Origin of the sequence: Bradyrhizobium frederickii, assembly GCF_004570865.1 — a bacterium.
Classification (GTDB): domain Bacteria; phylum Pseudomonadota; class Alphaproteobacteria; order Rhizobiales; family Xanthobacteraceae; genus Bradyrhizobium; species Bradyrhizobium frederickii.
Genome location: NZ_SPQS01000014.1, coordinates 124,296 through 137,358, shown reverse-complemented (window position 1 = coordinate 137,358; position 13,063 = coordinate 124,296). Strand labels below are relative to the sequence as shown.

Sequence of the window (13,063 nt, the reverse complement as noted above, 5' to 3'; positions counted from 1 at the left end):
ATGTCGATGAGGATTGCGGTGGCGATGGCCGCCACCATCGGAGCTGGGGTCTTGATGTCGACGGCGGCAGAAGCGCGGCCGGAAATGGTGGGCACGCACCTCGCGGACTATTCGCCGGGCACGATCGTGGTCAAAACCAGCGAGCGCAAACTCTATCTCATTCTCGATAACGGCCACGCCGTGCGCTATCCGGTCGGCGTCGGCAAGTCCGGCAAGCAATGGGCCGGCACCACGAAGATCGACGGCAAGTATCTCAACCCGGCCTGGGCGCCGCCCGCCGAGGTGAAGCGCGACAAGCCGAACATTCCCGACGTGATTCCGGGCGGCTCGCCGCGCAACCCGATGGGCGTCGCGGCGATGACGCTGGCCGGCGGCGAATACGCCATCCACGGCACCAACGTGCCGGGTTCGATCGGCGGCTTCGTCTCCTATGGCTGCATCCGCATGCTCAACGACGACATCACCGATCTCTATGGCCGCGTCTCCGTCGGCACGACGGTGGTCGTGACGCGCTGATCCCGCGATCGGCTGCGACAAGAACGAGCCGCGTCTTTGGACGCGGCTTTTTTGTTACCAGAAGCGCCAGCTGCGTGCGCACCAGCCGTCGCGATGGCCGCCGTTGTAGCTTCGCGCATAACCGCCGGCGAGCAACGCCGCCGCAACGTTCGCGGTCCGCCGCGTCGCGACGTCGGCAAGCACGCGGCCGTATTTGTCGGGGCCGAGATTGGTGATGGTCACCCCGCCCTGGCCGAGCAGATCGCGCAACGCGCGGGCCGCGGCTTCCGCCTTGTCCAGCTCCTCCTGGCAGGAGGCCTTCAGTTCGGGCGCATCGATGCCGCGCAGCCGAACGCGCGCGACGAGATCGCCGCCGTTGTGCTGGTGCACGCGCGCCAGAAACGTGTCGCCGTCGACGGTGCGAATGACCTCGACCGGTTGGCGGGCTCCGGCCGCGCCGGACTGCTGCAGGATGATTTCGGCATTCCGCGATTGTTCGTCATTCACTCGTGGAACAGGCCACATCGTTCCCTGGCGGAAGCCGAGCACGACGGCCGTCACAACGCCGACAACGAACATCCACGGCAACAGTCCGGAGAAGCGACGGCCGAACGGCGAGCCGCTGTATGAAGTCCGGTATGGACGGCTGGGATCGAAGCGCGACATCCGCGCACGCTAGGGCTGAGTCGGCTGAACCGGCAAGATAGCTTGTGAGGAGCGCGCGTAAGGCGCCACTTCAAAAGTCGGAGGCGATGCCCTTGCGCTCCCAGTCGCCGTAGCGGGTCGGCTCGGGTCCCTTCGGTCCCTGCAGCTCCTTCGCCTTGGCCTCGCTGCTGGCCTCCGCGGCGGAAGCCCGCCGGCGTGCCTCGGCTTCGGCCAGCGCGCGCTGGGCTGCCGGCGTGAGCGGCTTGCGATCGGGAACGGGAGGCTGGTCACTCATCGTCCGGTCTTCTAGCGCAGGAAAAGCCGCAATGCGACGTGCAATAACGCATTCCTGAAATCAGGCCCGGAGGGCTGAAAAAGCCGGAAGCGATTCTTACATTTGGCATATTCGCGTGTCAGAGATCAGTCTCTTGAGGCATGCGCCATTGCGGCGGAACTGCCGCTCGCTCAGAACCTTGCTTCCGCATGCCATCTCAACGTTTTGCTCCTCCGCCCGAAGTGCCAGGCCTTGCGGCACGACGGATTGCCGCCGATATCGTCGACGGCGTGCTGCACAAGCACCGCACACTTGACGATCAGCTCGACGGCAGCGGGGCCCATCCCGGACTGAAGACGCTGCCCGACCGCGACCGGGCGTTGATGCGTCGCCTGGTCGCCACCGTGCTGCGCCGGCTCGGCACGCTCGGCCACGTGCTGTCGCGGCTGCTCGACAAGGGCATTCCCTCCGACGCGCCGCGCGCGCAGAGCGCGCTGCTGATCGGCGCGGCGCAGATCCTCTGGATGGACGTGCCGGATCACGCCGCCGTCGACCTCTCCGTTCGGCTGGTACAGTCCGACCGGCGCGCCGCGCGCTATGCCGGTCTCGTCAATGCCGTGCTGCGCCGCTGCGCGCGCGAGGGCAAGGCGCTGGTCGAGGAAGTCGCCACGCAATCGCTGGACCTTCCGCCATGGCTGCTCGCGCGCTGGAGCGCGCATTATGGCGAAGCCACCGCACGAGAAATGGCGCTGGCGCTCGGCCACGAGCCCTCGCTCGATCTCACCGTGAAGTCGGATCCCGCGCAATGGGCGAGCCGCCTGCACGGCGAGACGCTGCCGACCGGGACGGTGCGGATGCTGCTGCACGGCTCGGTGACCATGCTGCCCGGCTTCACCGAGGGACAATGGTGGGTGCAGGACGCCGCCGCCGCGCTGCCGGCCCGGCTGTTCGGCGACGTCGAAGGCAAGTCCATTGCAGATCTCTGCGCCGCCCCTGGCGGCAAGACCGCGCAACTGGCGCTGGCAGGCGCGCAGGTCACGGCGATCGACCGCTCGCCGGCCCGGGTGGCACGACTGCGCGAAAACCTGGCGCGGCTGTCGCTCCAGGCCGAAACCGTCGTCGCTGACGCCGTGGAATGGGCCGGCCCCGCCGAGAGCTTCGACGGTGTCTTGATCGATGCGCCCTGCACCTCGACCGGCACGATCCGCCGCCATCCCGATGTGGCCTGGCTGCGGCAGGAATCCGACATCGCCCCCCTGACCGCGCTCCAGCAACGGCTGCTGCGAAAATCGGTGTCGCTGCTCAAGCCGGGCGGTACGCTGATCTACTGCACCTGCTCGCTGGAACCCGAGGAAGGCGAGCAGGCCGTGGCGACGCTGCTGGCGGCCGAGCCTGCGCTTCGCCGCGTCCCGATCGAGGCGTCGGAGGTCGCGGGCCTGGACGAAATCGTCACGCCGGAGGGCGATCTGCGCACCTTGCCCTGCCATTTGCCGAACCCCGATCCCAAGCTCGGCGGACTCGACGGATTTTTCGCGGCCCGGCTCGTTAAATCCTGATTTTGCACTGGATTTTGCGACGTGGCGCTGATTCGCGCCGTTCAAGGTGGTGTCAGACGACCGATTTTGGGATTAATAGGGATTCGTCGCTAATCCTCTCCCCCTTCAAGGCAAGGCGTGTCGGTCGCTCAACGCAGACGTATCTCGACGCTGGTCATGAACCGCTTCGCGCGGAACATGCTCGCGCGCGCGAGCGGCGGTTCGGTTGCGCTGTCGCGGGTCTGGCCCAGCCGCACCGACCGGCTGATCATCGCGCCGCACGATCTGCGCACCGCGGATGCGACCCGCGCCGCCGAAATCTATGCCGGCCGCTTCGTCTTCGCCGGCAAGATCGTCAATTGCCACGGACGCTCGATCTTCGATCTCGAGCCGCCGTCGGAGGATTGGGAGGTTGCGCTGCTCGGCTTCGGCTGGCTGCGCCATCTGCGCGCCGCCGACACCGCGCTGACACGGGCGAATGCGCGCGCCCTGATCGAGGACTGGATCGCCAACCCCGCCAACAAGCGTCGCCCGGTCGCGCGCCGCGCCGACGTGCTGGCGAGGCGCGTGATCTCGCTGCTGTCGCAGGCGCCGCTGGTGCTGAGCGAGACCGACAACAAATTCTACCGCCGTTACTTGCGCGCCCTCGCCCGCGAGATCCGCTTCCTGCGCTACACCATGGTCGACATTCCGGACGGAGTGCCGAAGCTGCAAGTGCTGATCGCGCTGTGTTACGCGGCGCTGTGCCTTGCCAACCAGACGCGTCACATCCGCAGCGCATCGAAGAAGCTGTCGGACGAATTGCAGCGGCAGATCCTGCCCGATGGCGGACACATCTCCCGCAACCCGGGCGCGCTGATCGAACTCCTGATCGACCTCTTGCCGCTGCGGCAGACTTTTGCCGCGCGCAACATCGCGCCGCCGCCGGCGCTGCTCAACGCAATCGACCGCATGATGCCGATGCTGCGCTTCTTCCGGCACGGCGACGGCAATTTCGCGCTGTTCAACGGCATGAGCGCGACATCCTCGGATCTGCTCGCCACCCTGCTCGCCTATGACGACACCCACGGCGCGCCGATGGCCAACATGCCGCATACCGGCTTTCAGCGCCTCGATGCCGGCCAGACCACTGTGATCATCGACACCGGCCCGCCGCCGCCGGCCGGCGTCAGTCACGACGCCCATGCCGGCTGCCTGTCATTCGAGTTGTCCTCCGGCATCAGCCGGATCGTCACCAATTGCGGCATGCCGACCACGGGACGCGACAATTGGCGGCCGTTCGCACGCGGCACCGCGGCGCATTCCACGCTGACCTATCACGACACCTCGTCCTGCCAGTTCATCGAGATGTCGGCGATGAAGCGCCTGTTGCACGGCTCGCCCGTCACCAGCGGACCCGTCGAGGTCGAGAGCTATCGCGAGATCGTGCAGAACGGCACGCTGCTCACGACCTCGCATGACGGTTACCTCTCGAAATTCGGCGCGATCCACCGCCGCGTGCTGATGATCGCCAATGACGGCGCGCGCATCGACGGCGAGGACACGCTGTCGCCGCCGCAGGGCGGACGCTTTAAGGGCGCGAATGCCGATTTCGCGCTGCGCTTCCATCTGCATCCCGCCGTGAAGGCCAGCCGGCTCTCGGACGCCCGCGGCGTGATGCTGGTGCTGCCGAACCGCGACGTCTGGACCTTTGAAGCATTGGACGACAAGGTCGACCTCGAGGACAGCGTATTCCTGGCCGGCAATGACGGCCCGCGCCGCACCGCGCAGATCGTGATCCGGCAGGATGCGCGGCAGGCGCCCTCGATCCGCTGGAGTTTTGTGCGTTCGACCGCCTCGCCGGCGGTGACCAATGCCCGCCGGAATGCGCGCCGCGAGCCGGAACTCCCGCTGTAAACGTGCGATTCAGTCCGATCCGGCCGTTGTGAAAACGGCCGAAAGCTGCTATCGAGCCGTCGCTCGCGCGACTGGCGACCTTGGATGGAGCACCATCGGGAAGCGCGGGCCACATCCGCCGCGCGCCTGGGCATAGACACTCCTTAAGACAGAGGATCTTGCTCATGACTGACCATCCCCGCCGCGTCACCCGCGCCCTTCTCTCCGTCTCCGACAAAACCGGCCTGATCGAGTTCGCCAAGGCGCTGGCCGCGCACGATGTCGAGCTGGTCTCGACCGGCGGCACCGCGAAAGCGATCGCCGCGGCCGGGCTGAAGGTGAAGGACGTCTCCGACCTCACCGGCTTCCCCGAGATGATGGACGGCCGCGTCAAGACGCTGCATCCGAAGGTGCATGGCGGCCTGCTCGCGATCCGCGACAACAAGGAGCATGCGGAGGCGATGAAGTCGCACGGCATCGCGCCGATCGACCTGCTCGTCGTCAACCTCTATCCGTTCGAAGCCACCGTCGACAAAGGTGCCGGCTTCGAGGACTGCATCGAGAACATCGACATCGGCGGCCCCGCGATGATCCGCGCCGCCGCCAAGAACCACGACGACGTCGCCGTCGTGGTCGAGGCGCAGGACTATCAGGCCGTGCTCGACGAGCTCGCCGCCAACAAGGGCGCGACCACGCTGAAGCTGCGCCGGCGGCTTGCGGCAAAGGCCTATGCACGCACCGCGGCCTATGACGCCGCGATCTCGAACTGGTTCAACCGGCAGCTCGAGATCGACGCGCCCGACTTCCGCGCTTTCGGCGGCAGGTTGATCCAGTCGCTGCGCTACGGCGAGAACCCGCACCAGACCGCGGCGTTCTATGCGACGCCCGACAAGCGCCCGGGCGTCTCGACCGCGCGGCAGCTTCAGGGCAAGGAGCTCTCCTACAACAACATCAACGACACCGATGCGGCCTATGAATGCATCGGCGAGTTCGACACCAGGCGCACCGCGGCCTGCGTCATCGTCAAGCACGCCAATCCCTGCGGCGTTGCCGAAGGCGCGAACCTGGTCGAGGCCTATCGCAAGGCGCTGGCCTGCGATTCCACCTCGGCCTTCGGTGGCATCATTGCGATGAACCGTGCGCTTGACGCCGACACCGCGCGCGAGATCACCAAGATCTTCACCGAGGTGATCATTGCGCCCGACGCCACCGAGGAAGCGATCGCCATCATCGGCGGCAAGAAGAATTTGCGCCTCTTGCTCGCCGGCAGCCTGCCCGACCCGCGCGCGCCGGGCCTGACCGCCAAGACGGTGGCCGGCGGCCTGCTGGTGCAGAGCCGCGACAACGCCGTGGTCGACGACATGACCTTCAAGGTCGTGACCAAGCGGGCGCCGACCGAGGCCGAGATGCGCGACCTCAAATTCGCGTTCCGCGTCGCCAAGCACGTTAAGTCCAACACCATCATCTATGCCAAGGATCTCGCCACCGTCGGCATCGGCGCGGGCCAGATGAGCCGGGTGGACTCCGCCCGGATCGCGGCGCGCAAGGCCCAGGACGCGGCCAACGAGCTGAAGCTCGCCGAGCCGCTCACCAAGGGTTCGGTTGTGGCCTCGGATGCCTTCTTCCCGTTCGCCGACGGCATGCTCGCCTGCATCGAGGCCGGCGCTACCGCCGTGGTGCAGCCCGGCGGCTCCATGCGCGACGACGAAGTGATCAAGGCCGCCGACGAGCACGGCATCGCCATGGTGTTCACGGGCACGCGGCACTTCAGGCACTGAATTTCGGTGCACTGAACTCTCAACGGGGTCGTCCCCCGCGAACGCGGGGACCCATAACCCCAGGGAGAAATTACGGTGCGAGCTGGCAACTGCGAGTCTTTGCCAAATCACGTCCTGTGATTATGGATCCCGGATCTGCGCTCCGCTTCGCTCGCTTGTCCGGGACGACGGCGGGGATTGGTGCGACAGCGGGTCTCAGGACTTCCTCACCCGCATCAACAATCCCAGCCCCGCGACGAAGAACACCACCAGCACGGCCATGCCGGCCTTCTGGCTAGCGGTCGCAGCCGTAATCATGCCGATCAGCAGTGGCCCGGTGAAGGACGTCACCTTCCCGGTCAGCGCGAACAAGCCAAAATATTGCGCGATACGGTCTTTCGGTGCGAGGCGGATCAAGAGCGTGCGTGAGGCGGCCTGGAGTGGACCGCCGGCCGCGCCGATGAGGCAGCCCAGCACCAGATAGGCGCGCTCGGCCGCGCTCGAGAACAAGGGCGCGCCGGCTTGCGGCGGCGCCACCTTGACGAACAACACGCTGTCCTTGTCGACCAGGAGGATCGCGGCCACCGACAGCAGCAGGACCAGCAGACTTCCGGCGATGACGCGCTTCGGCCCGAGACGATCATCCAACTTGCCGCCGAACCATGCGCCGAACGCGCCGGCGATCGCGAGCATGATGCCGAAGGTGCCGATCTGGATGGTGTGCCAGCCGAACGTGCCCGCGGCATAAATGCCGCCGAAGGCGAACAGCGACACCAGGCCGTCGGTGTAGATCATGTTGGCGAGCAGGAACGCCGCAAGCGACTTCTGCTTCGGCAGGCCTTTGATCGATCGCCTCAGCTCCGACAATCCTTCGTGCAGCGCGTCGCGCAGCGGGCGCTTCGCCGGGTAATCCGGCGTGAACAGGAACAGCGGCGTCACGAAGATCACGAACCATATTCCGGTCAGCGGTCCGACGATGCGATCGCCCTGATGGCTGACCGGATCGAGCCCGAACAACGGCGTCAGGCCCAGCAATGTGCGGCCGGTCTCGGGATTGGCGGCGAGGAGGCCGAGCACGATGATCAGGCTGACGATGCCGCCGACATAGCCGGTCGCCCAGCCGGTGCCGGAGAGCCGGCCGATTCGCTCCGGCGGCACCAGGGTCGGCATCATCGCGTTGTTGAAGACGGTGGCGAATTCCGCTCCGACGCTGGCGAGCGCGACCGCAGTGAGCAGCAGAGGAATGATGGCGTGATCGCCGGGCCTGCCGATCCATAGCGTGCACGATGCCAGCACCAGCACCACGCCGAATCCCGCGATCCACGGCTTCCTTCGGCCAGAGGCGTCCGCGATGGCCCCCAGCACCGGCGACAACAGCGCGATCGCAAGTCCCGCAGCCGCCATCGCAAATGCCCACAGCGATTGGCCGGCGGCGGGATTCGGCGCAATGCTGGTGGCGAAATAGGGCGCGAACACGAAGGTCGTGATCAACGTGAAATAGGGCTGCGCGGCCCAATCGAAGAAGATCCAGCTGACGACGGCAGCGCGTGGCGGATAGGTCCGCTGCGCATCGGCCATGCGCGCATCCGGGGCGATCGTCGTCATCACGCAGGCCTCATCACGAACAGTTTTGCCTCTGTGTAGCCAAACCGTATAGCATTGCAGCGAGGCGTGTGAACCGGTCCGAAGCCCCAGCGGAAATTTGATCATGTCGTCATATTCGACTCGGCGGACATTTTTCGCTTTCGTGGCCGCTCTGGCGTTCGGTCTCGCACCCGCCACAGCCCAGGATGCGCGACAGGCCTATGTTCCAGCCGCGCCCGACACGGTGCGCGCCATTGCCGCCGAGCACGGCATGGTGGTCGCGCAGGAGAAGCTATCCGCGCAAGTCGGTGCCGAGATCCTGCGGCGCGGCGGCAACGCGGTCGATGCTGCAGTCGCGACCGGCTTTGCGATGGCCGTGACCTATCCACGCGCCGGCAATATCGGCGGCGGCGGCTTCATGGTGATCCATTCCGCCGACCGCAATGAAGACGTCACGATCGATTACCGCGAGACGGCGCCGGCGGCGACCACGCCGCAGATCTTCCTCGGCGCCGACGGCAAGCCAGATCCGGCGAAGTCACGGGATTCCGCGCTCGGCGTCGGCGTGCCCGGCACGGTCGCGGGACTCAGTCTGGCACTGGAGAAATACGGTTCGGGCCAGCTCACGCTGGCGCAATTGCTCGAGCCTGCGATTGCGCTCGCCCGCGATGGCTTCGTCGTCAGCGACGACATCGCCGATACGCTTCCCGGTTGGCACCGGCGGCTGGCACGCTGGCCTTCCGCCGCCAAAATCTTCTCGCGGCCCGATGGCACGCCGCTTCGTGAGGGCGACAGGCTGGTCCAGGGCGAGCTCGCCGAAACGCTGTCGGCCGTCGCTGCACAGGGGTCGCGCGGTTTCTATGAGGGACCGGTCGCGGAAAAGCTCGCCAAAGCCGTGGCTGATGCCGGCGGCATCATGACGCCGGGCGATTTGAAGGCCTACCAGGCCGTGATCCGCGCGCCGGTGCGGGGCACCTATCGCGGCTACGACATCGTGTCGATGCCGCTGCCTTCGTCCGGTGGCATCGTCCTGGTCGAAACGCTCAACATCCTCGAGGGCTTTCAGCTTGCCGATTTGAAGCAGGGATCGCCGGCATCGCTGCATCTCCTGATCGAGGCGATGAAGCGGGCCTATGCGGACCGCGCGCGCTATCTCGGCGATCCCGCCTTCGTCAACGCGCCGATCGAAACGCTCACCGCGAAGCACTACGCCGCCAAGCTGCGCTCCAGCATCCCGGCCGATCGCGCCACGCCCTCGAAAGAACTCGCTGCCGCGGCCCCCTCGCCGCGCGAGGGCAGCAACACCACGCATTTCTCCGTGGTGGATTCCCGCGGCAACGCCGTCAGCAACACTTACACGCTGAACTTCAGCTACGGCGTCGGCCTCGTTGCCGACGGCACCGGCGTGCTGCTCAACAACGAGCTCGACGATTTCACCGCCGCGGTCGGCGCCTCCAATGCCTATGGCCTCGTCGGCTTCGAGGCCAATCTGCCCGGACCCGGCAAACGTCCGCTGTCGTCGATGTCGCCGACCATCGTGCTCAGGGACGGCAAGCCGGTGCTGGTGACGGGCTCGCCCGGCGGCAGCCGCATCATTTCCAGCGTGCTGCAGGTGATCGTGAACGTCCTGGACTTCAAGATGGATGTTGCCGCCGCCGTCGCGGCGCCACGGCTGCATCACCAATGGTTGCCGGACGAAGTGCGCGTCGAGCGCGGCTTTCCCAACGACGTGCTGCTCGAGCTGAAAGCGATGGGCCATGCGATCGTCGAGCCGATGGGGCAGACATCGGCCAATTCGATTCTCGTGACGCCGAACGGGCCGCTCGGCGCGCCCGACCCCCGCACGCGGGGCGCAGAAGCGGCCGGCCATTGACCACGTCCTTTTGCATGGCCAAGTGTGCAATTGCGCACCCTCTCGTTCGGTGCTGCGCACCGGCCCGGAATGACGGGAGAGAGACTTACCGCCCCACCTCGTACGGCCCACCCTTTTCCAGCGCACGCGCATAGGCCGGGCGTGCGTGGATGCGATCGAGGAATGCCATTGCCTTGGGATGACCCTGCTCGAGCCCGCCGCGCGCTTGCGCCGCTTCGAGCGGGAAGCTCATCTGGATGTCGGCTGCGGTGAATTCGTTGCCGGCGAACCACTCGCTCTTGCCAAGCTCGCCTTCCCAGTAATCCATGTGCTGCTTGAGCTGCGGATTGACCAGCGTGGTCAGCGCCTGGTTCGAGACCTTGCGCACCAGCGGACGAAGCAGCGCCGGCGCGCGCTTCGGCATCAGCGTGAACAGCAGCTTCAGCAGCAGCGGCTGCATCGCCGACCCCTCGGCATAGTGCAGCCAATAGGTGAAGCGCAGCCGCTCCGGCGTGTTCGGCGGCGGAATCAGCCGGCCATTGCCGTAAGTCGCGATGAGATATTCGATGATCGCACCCGACTCGGCGATAATGTTGCCGTTGTCGGTGATGACGGGCGACTTGCCGAGCGGGTGGATGGCGCGCAGCTCCTTCGGCGCGCGCATGTCCGGCTGGCGCTGGTAGCGCACGATCTCATAAGGCACGCCCAGCTCCTCGAGCAGCCACAGCACGCGCTGCGAGCGGGAATTGTTGAGGTGATGAACGGTCAGCATCGGTGTGGTCCCCAGGGCTGGACGTGGTGGCTAGGCGCGGTGGCCAAGCGTGGTCGGTCGGCGGCGCCGTTGGTGCCAGCCCGGGGGCACAATGTCGAGCCGTGGGTGCGGATATTTTCACCCGGGTATATTGACCTCGATAATTTACCCGGGTATAAAATAGCCCCGACGTCATCAATATGGCAATGATTTCAATGCAACGGACTTTCACCGCCTTCCAGGGACCGCGTCGCCTGGTGTCCGGGCCCGCAGGCGAAGTCGCGCTGGTCGTCAAGCGGGTGGCGCAACGGCCGAACGAGGCCATCGTCATCTTCGAGGACGCCACCGGCCGATCGATCGATTTCGATCTGCGCGGCGGGGATCGCGAGGTGCTGGCGCGGCTGGCCAAGCTTGTCCCGCCGCCGGTTGAGGAGAGCACGCCGCCGAGCGAGCCGCGCGGCCGCGGCCGACCCAAGCTCGGCGTCGTCGCGCGCGAGGTGACGCTGTTGCCGCGGCACTGGGAGTGGCTCGGCGCGCAGCCGGGTGGCGCCTCGGTCGCGCTGCGCAAGCTGGTCGACGAGGCGAGGCGCGCGAGCGGCGACAAGGACCGCGAGCGGCAGGCGCGCGATGCGGCCTATCACTTCATGTCGACCATGGCCGGCAATCTGCCGCGGTTCGAGGAAGCTTCGCGGGCGCTGTTCGCAGATGACCGGCGGCGCTTCACCGCAATGATCGCCGACTGGCCGGCCGACATCCGCGACCACATCGTCAAGCTCGCCTACAGCGACCGCGCGTAGCCGCGCGGCGCTCTTCACAAACCCATCGACGGCCGAGCCGCGCATTGTGCGGCAACGGCTCCGCACGCCCTGACGAAAGACACATTCATGTCCACCACCAAACCGCTTTGGAAAACATTCCTCCGCTTCCTCGCGCCCTTGATGCTGAGCAACGCGCTGCAATCGCTGTTCGGCACTGTCAGCAACGTCTATCTCGGCCAGATGATCGGCGTCGACGCGCTGGCGGCGGTCTCGGTGTTCTTCCCCGTGATGTTCTTCCTGTTCGCCTTCGTCATGGGCCTCAGCACCGGCGCGACCGTGCTGATCGGCCAGGCCTTCGGCGCGCGCGAGCTCGACAAGATCACAAGCATCGCGGGCACGACGCTTGCGATCGGCCTTCTGCTCTCCACTTCGGTTGCGCTGATCGGCGGGCTCTTCAGCCGTCAGCTGATGATGGTGCTCGCCACGCCCGCGGACATTCTCGATCAGGCCAGCGCCTATGCGCGGATCATGCTGCTCACCATGCCGCTCGGCTTCGTCTTCCTGCTGATGACGGCGATGATCCGCGGCGTCGGCGACGCGCTGACGCCGCTGCTGGCGCTGGCGCTGTCGACCGCGATCGGCCTGATCCTGACGCCGATGCTGATCCACGGGTCGTTCGGATTGCCGACGGCTGGCATCGCCAGCCCGGCATGGGCGGCCGCGATCGCGAATGCGCTCACGTTGATCGCGCTCGCCGTCTATCTGCTGCGGAAGAAGCACGCGCTCGCGCCGGACGCGGCTCTGCTGCGTCGGTTGCGGCTCGATGGCGCCATGCTCGGCAAGATTCTCGGCATCGGATTGCCGAGCGCCATCGGCATGGTGGTGATGGCGATCGCGGAGCTGGTCCTGCTCGGCCTCGTCAACGGCTTCGGGTCGGACGCCACAGCGGCCTATGGCGCCGTCAACCAGGTGATGGGCTACACGCAGTTCACGGCGATGTCGATTTCGATCGCGGTCTCGATCCTCGGCGCGCAGGCGGTCGGCGGCGGCGACAGAACCCGGCTCGACGGCATCGTGCGGACCGGGCTCGCTTTCAACTTCGTCCTGACCGGCGGGCTCGTGGCGCTGATCTATCTGGCGCCGCGCGCCATCCTCGGCATCTTCATCATCGACGCCACCGTGCTCGATCTGGCGAAAGGCCTGCTCGACATCGCCCTGTGGAGCTCGGTGCCGTTCGGCCTGGCCACGGTGTTCTCCGGGGCCATGCGCGCGGCGGGCGTCGCGCTGACGCCGATGCTGCTCTCGATCTTCGCCATCGTCGCGATCGAGCTGCCGGCCGCGGTGATCCTGAGCCGCACGATCGGCCTTGAGGGCGTATGGGCCGCCTATCCCATCGTGTTCTGCGCCATGTTCGTTTTGCAGATGGGCTATTACCTCACGGTCTGGCGCAAGCGCGCGATCCGGCGTCTGATCTGACGCTCAAAGTATTACGACCATCATTAAACGGTGGACCTGTGGCGCGCCCTGCGCCACAATA

General features: G+C 66.5%; 11 protein-coding genes and 1 riboswitch. Of the genes, 7 read left to right on the top strand and 4 right to left on the bottom strand.

The window, feature by feature from the left end:
• A complete protein-coding gene (locus E4K64_RS24190; protein WP_135165739.1) occupies positions 1 to 516 on the top strand; it encodes a L,D-transpeptidase in 516 nt (171 codons plus the stop codon).
• A gap of 54 nt (positions 517 to 570) precedes the next feature.
• Here the strand turns inward: E4K64_RS24190 and E4K64_RS24185 are convergent, their stop codons facing one another.
• The gene (locus E4K64_RS24185; RefSeq protein ID WP_135165738.1) at positions 571 to 1,161 is read right to left on the bottom strand and encodes a thermonuclease family protein; all 591 of its coding nucleotides are present in this window, start codon (positions 1,159 to 1,161) and stop codon (positions 571 to 573) included.
• Positions 1,162 to 1,231: 70 nt separating this feature from the next.
• Positions 1,232 to 1,435, bottom strand: coding sequence for a DUF1674 domain-containing protein (locus tag E4K64_RS24180; RefSeq protein WP_135165737.1), 204 nt, complete (start codon positions 1,433 to 1,435; stop codon positions 1,232 to 1,234).
• Positions 1,436 to 1,623: 188 nt separating this feature from the next.
• Between E4K64_RS24180 and E4K64_RS24175 the strand changes: the two genes are divergently transcribed.
• From E4K64_RS24175 to purH, 3 genes are all read left to right on the top strand, one after another.
• Positions 1,624 to 2,970: an RsmB/NOP family class I SAM-dependent RNA methyltransferase gene (locus tag E4K64_RS24175; protein ID WP_135165736.1), complete on the top strand. Its 1,347-nt coding sequence runs from the start codon at positions 1,624 to 1,626 to the stop codon at positions 2,968 to 2,970.
• A 156-nt stretch (positions 2,971 to 3,126) separates the two neighbouring features.
• Complete coding sequence (locus E4K64_RS24170) at positions 3,127 to 4,845, top strand: heparinase II/III family protein (RefSeq protein ID WP_164718500.1); 1,719 nt, start codon at positions 3,127 to 3,129, stop codon at positions 4,843 to 4,845.
• Between the two features lie 57 nt (positions 4,846 to 4,902).
• Positions 4,903 to 4,984, top strand: a riboswitch (ZMP/ZTP riboswitch).
• 25 nt (positions 4,985 to 5,009) lie between these two features.
• Entirely contained in the window at positions 5,010 to 6,602 is a 1,593-nt protein-coding gene (purH, locus tag E4K64_RS24165) for a bifunctional phosphoribosylaminoimidazolecarboxamide formyltransferase/IMP cyclohydrolase (RefSeq protein WP_135165735.1), read from the top strand.
• 195 nt (positions 6,603 to 6,797) lie between these two features.
• On the opposite strand, the gene E4K64_RS24160 is transcribed toward purH, so the two are convergent.
• Positions 6,798 to 8,186 carry an MFS transporter gene (locus E4K64_RS24160; protein WP_135165734.1) on the bottom strand — a complete coding sequence of 463 codons (1,389 nt, stop codon included), beginning with the start codon at positions 8,184 to 8,186 and terminating at the stop codon, positions 6,798 to 6,800.
• Between the two features lie 103 nt (positions 8,187 to 8,289).
• On the opposite strand from E4K64_RS24160, the gene ggt reads away from it, so the two are divergent.
• Positions 8,290 to 10,038: a gamma-glutamyltransferase gene (ggt, locus tag E4K64_RS24155; RefSeq protein WP_209311986.1), complete on the top strand. Its 1,749-nt coding sequence runs from the start codon at positions 8,290 to 8,292 to the stop codon at positions 10,036 to 10,038.
• An 85-nt stretch (positions 10,039 to 10,123) separates the two neighbouring features.
• Here ggt and E4K64_RS24150 read toward each other — a convergent pair whose 3' ends face one another.
• Positions 10,124 to 10,789, bottom strand: coding sequence for a glutathione S-transferase family protein (locus tag E4K64_RS24150; RefSeq protein WP_135165733.1), 666 nt, complete (start codon positions 10,787 to 10,789; stop codon positions 10,124 to 10,126).
• 179 nt (positions 10,790 to 10,968) lie between these two features.
• Here E4K64_RS24150 and E4K64_RS24145 point away from each other — a divergent pair, with 179 nt between their 5' ends.
• Both E4K64_RS24145 and E4K64_RS24140 read left to right on the top strand, forming a co-directional pair.
• The gene (locus E4K64_RS24145; protein ID WP_135165732.1) at positions 10,969 to 11,565 is read left to right on the top strand and encodes a DUF2239 family protein; all 597 of its coding nucleotides are present in this window, start codon (positions 10,969 to 10,971) and stop codon (positions 11,563 to 11,565) included.
• A gap of 87 nt (positions 11,566 to 11,652) precedes the next feature.
• Positions 11,653 to 13,002: an MATE family efflux transporter gene (locus tag E4K64_RS24140; RefSeq protein WP_135165731.1), complete on the top strand. Its 1,350-nt coding sequence runs from the start codon at positions 11,653 to 11,655 to the stop codon at positions 13,000 to 13,002.
• Positions 13,003 to 13,063: the final 61 nt, after the last annotated feature.

Coding starts and splice junctions, on each gene's coding strand:
- E4K64_RS24190 (WP_135165739.1), top strand. CDS start 1: ATGTCGATGAGGATTGCGGTGGCGATGGCCGCCACCATCGGAGCTGGG.
- E4K64_RS24185 (WP_135165738.1), bottom strand. CDS start 1,161: ATGTCGCGCTTCGATCCCAGCCGTCCATACCGGACTTCATACAGCGGC.
- E4K64_RS24180 (WP_135165737.1), bottom strand. CDS start 1,435: ATGAGTGACCAGCCTCCCGTTCCCGATCGCAAGCCGCTCACGCCGGCA.
- E4K64_RS24175 (WP_135165736.1), top strand. CDS start 1,624: ATGCCATCTCAACGTTTTGCTCCTCCGCCCGAAGTGCCAGGCCTTGCG.
- E4K64_RS24170 (WP_164718500.1), top strand. CDS start 3,127: ATGAACCGCTTCGCGCGGAACATGCTCGCGCGCGCGAGCGGCGGTTCG.
- purH (WP_135165735.1), top strand. CDS start 5,010: ATGACTGACCATCCCCGCCGCGTCACCCGCGCCCTTCTCTCCGTCTCC.
- E4K64_RS24160 (WP_135165734.1), bottom strand. CDS start 8,186: ATGACGACGATCGCCCCGGATGCGCGCATGGCCGATGCGCAGCGGACC.
- ggt (WP_209311986.1), top strand. CDS start 8,290: ATGTCGTCATATTCGACTCGGCGGACATTTTTCGCTTTCGTGGCCGCT.
- E4K64_RS24150 (WP_135165733.1), bottom strand. CDS start 10,789: ATGCTGACCGTTCATCACCTCAACAATTCCCGCTCGCAGCGCGTGCTG.
- E4K64_RS24145 (WP_135165732.1), top strand. CDS start 10,969: ATGGCAATGATTTCAATGCAACGGACTTTCACCGCCTTCCAGGGACCG.
- E4K64_RS24140 (WP_135165731.1), top strand. CDS start 11,653: ATGTCCACCACCAAACCGCTTTGGAAAACATTCCTCCGCTTCCTCGCG.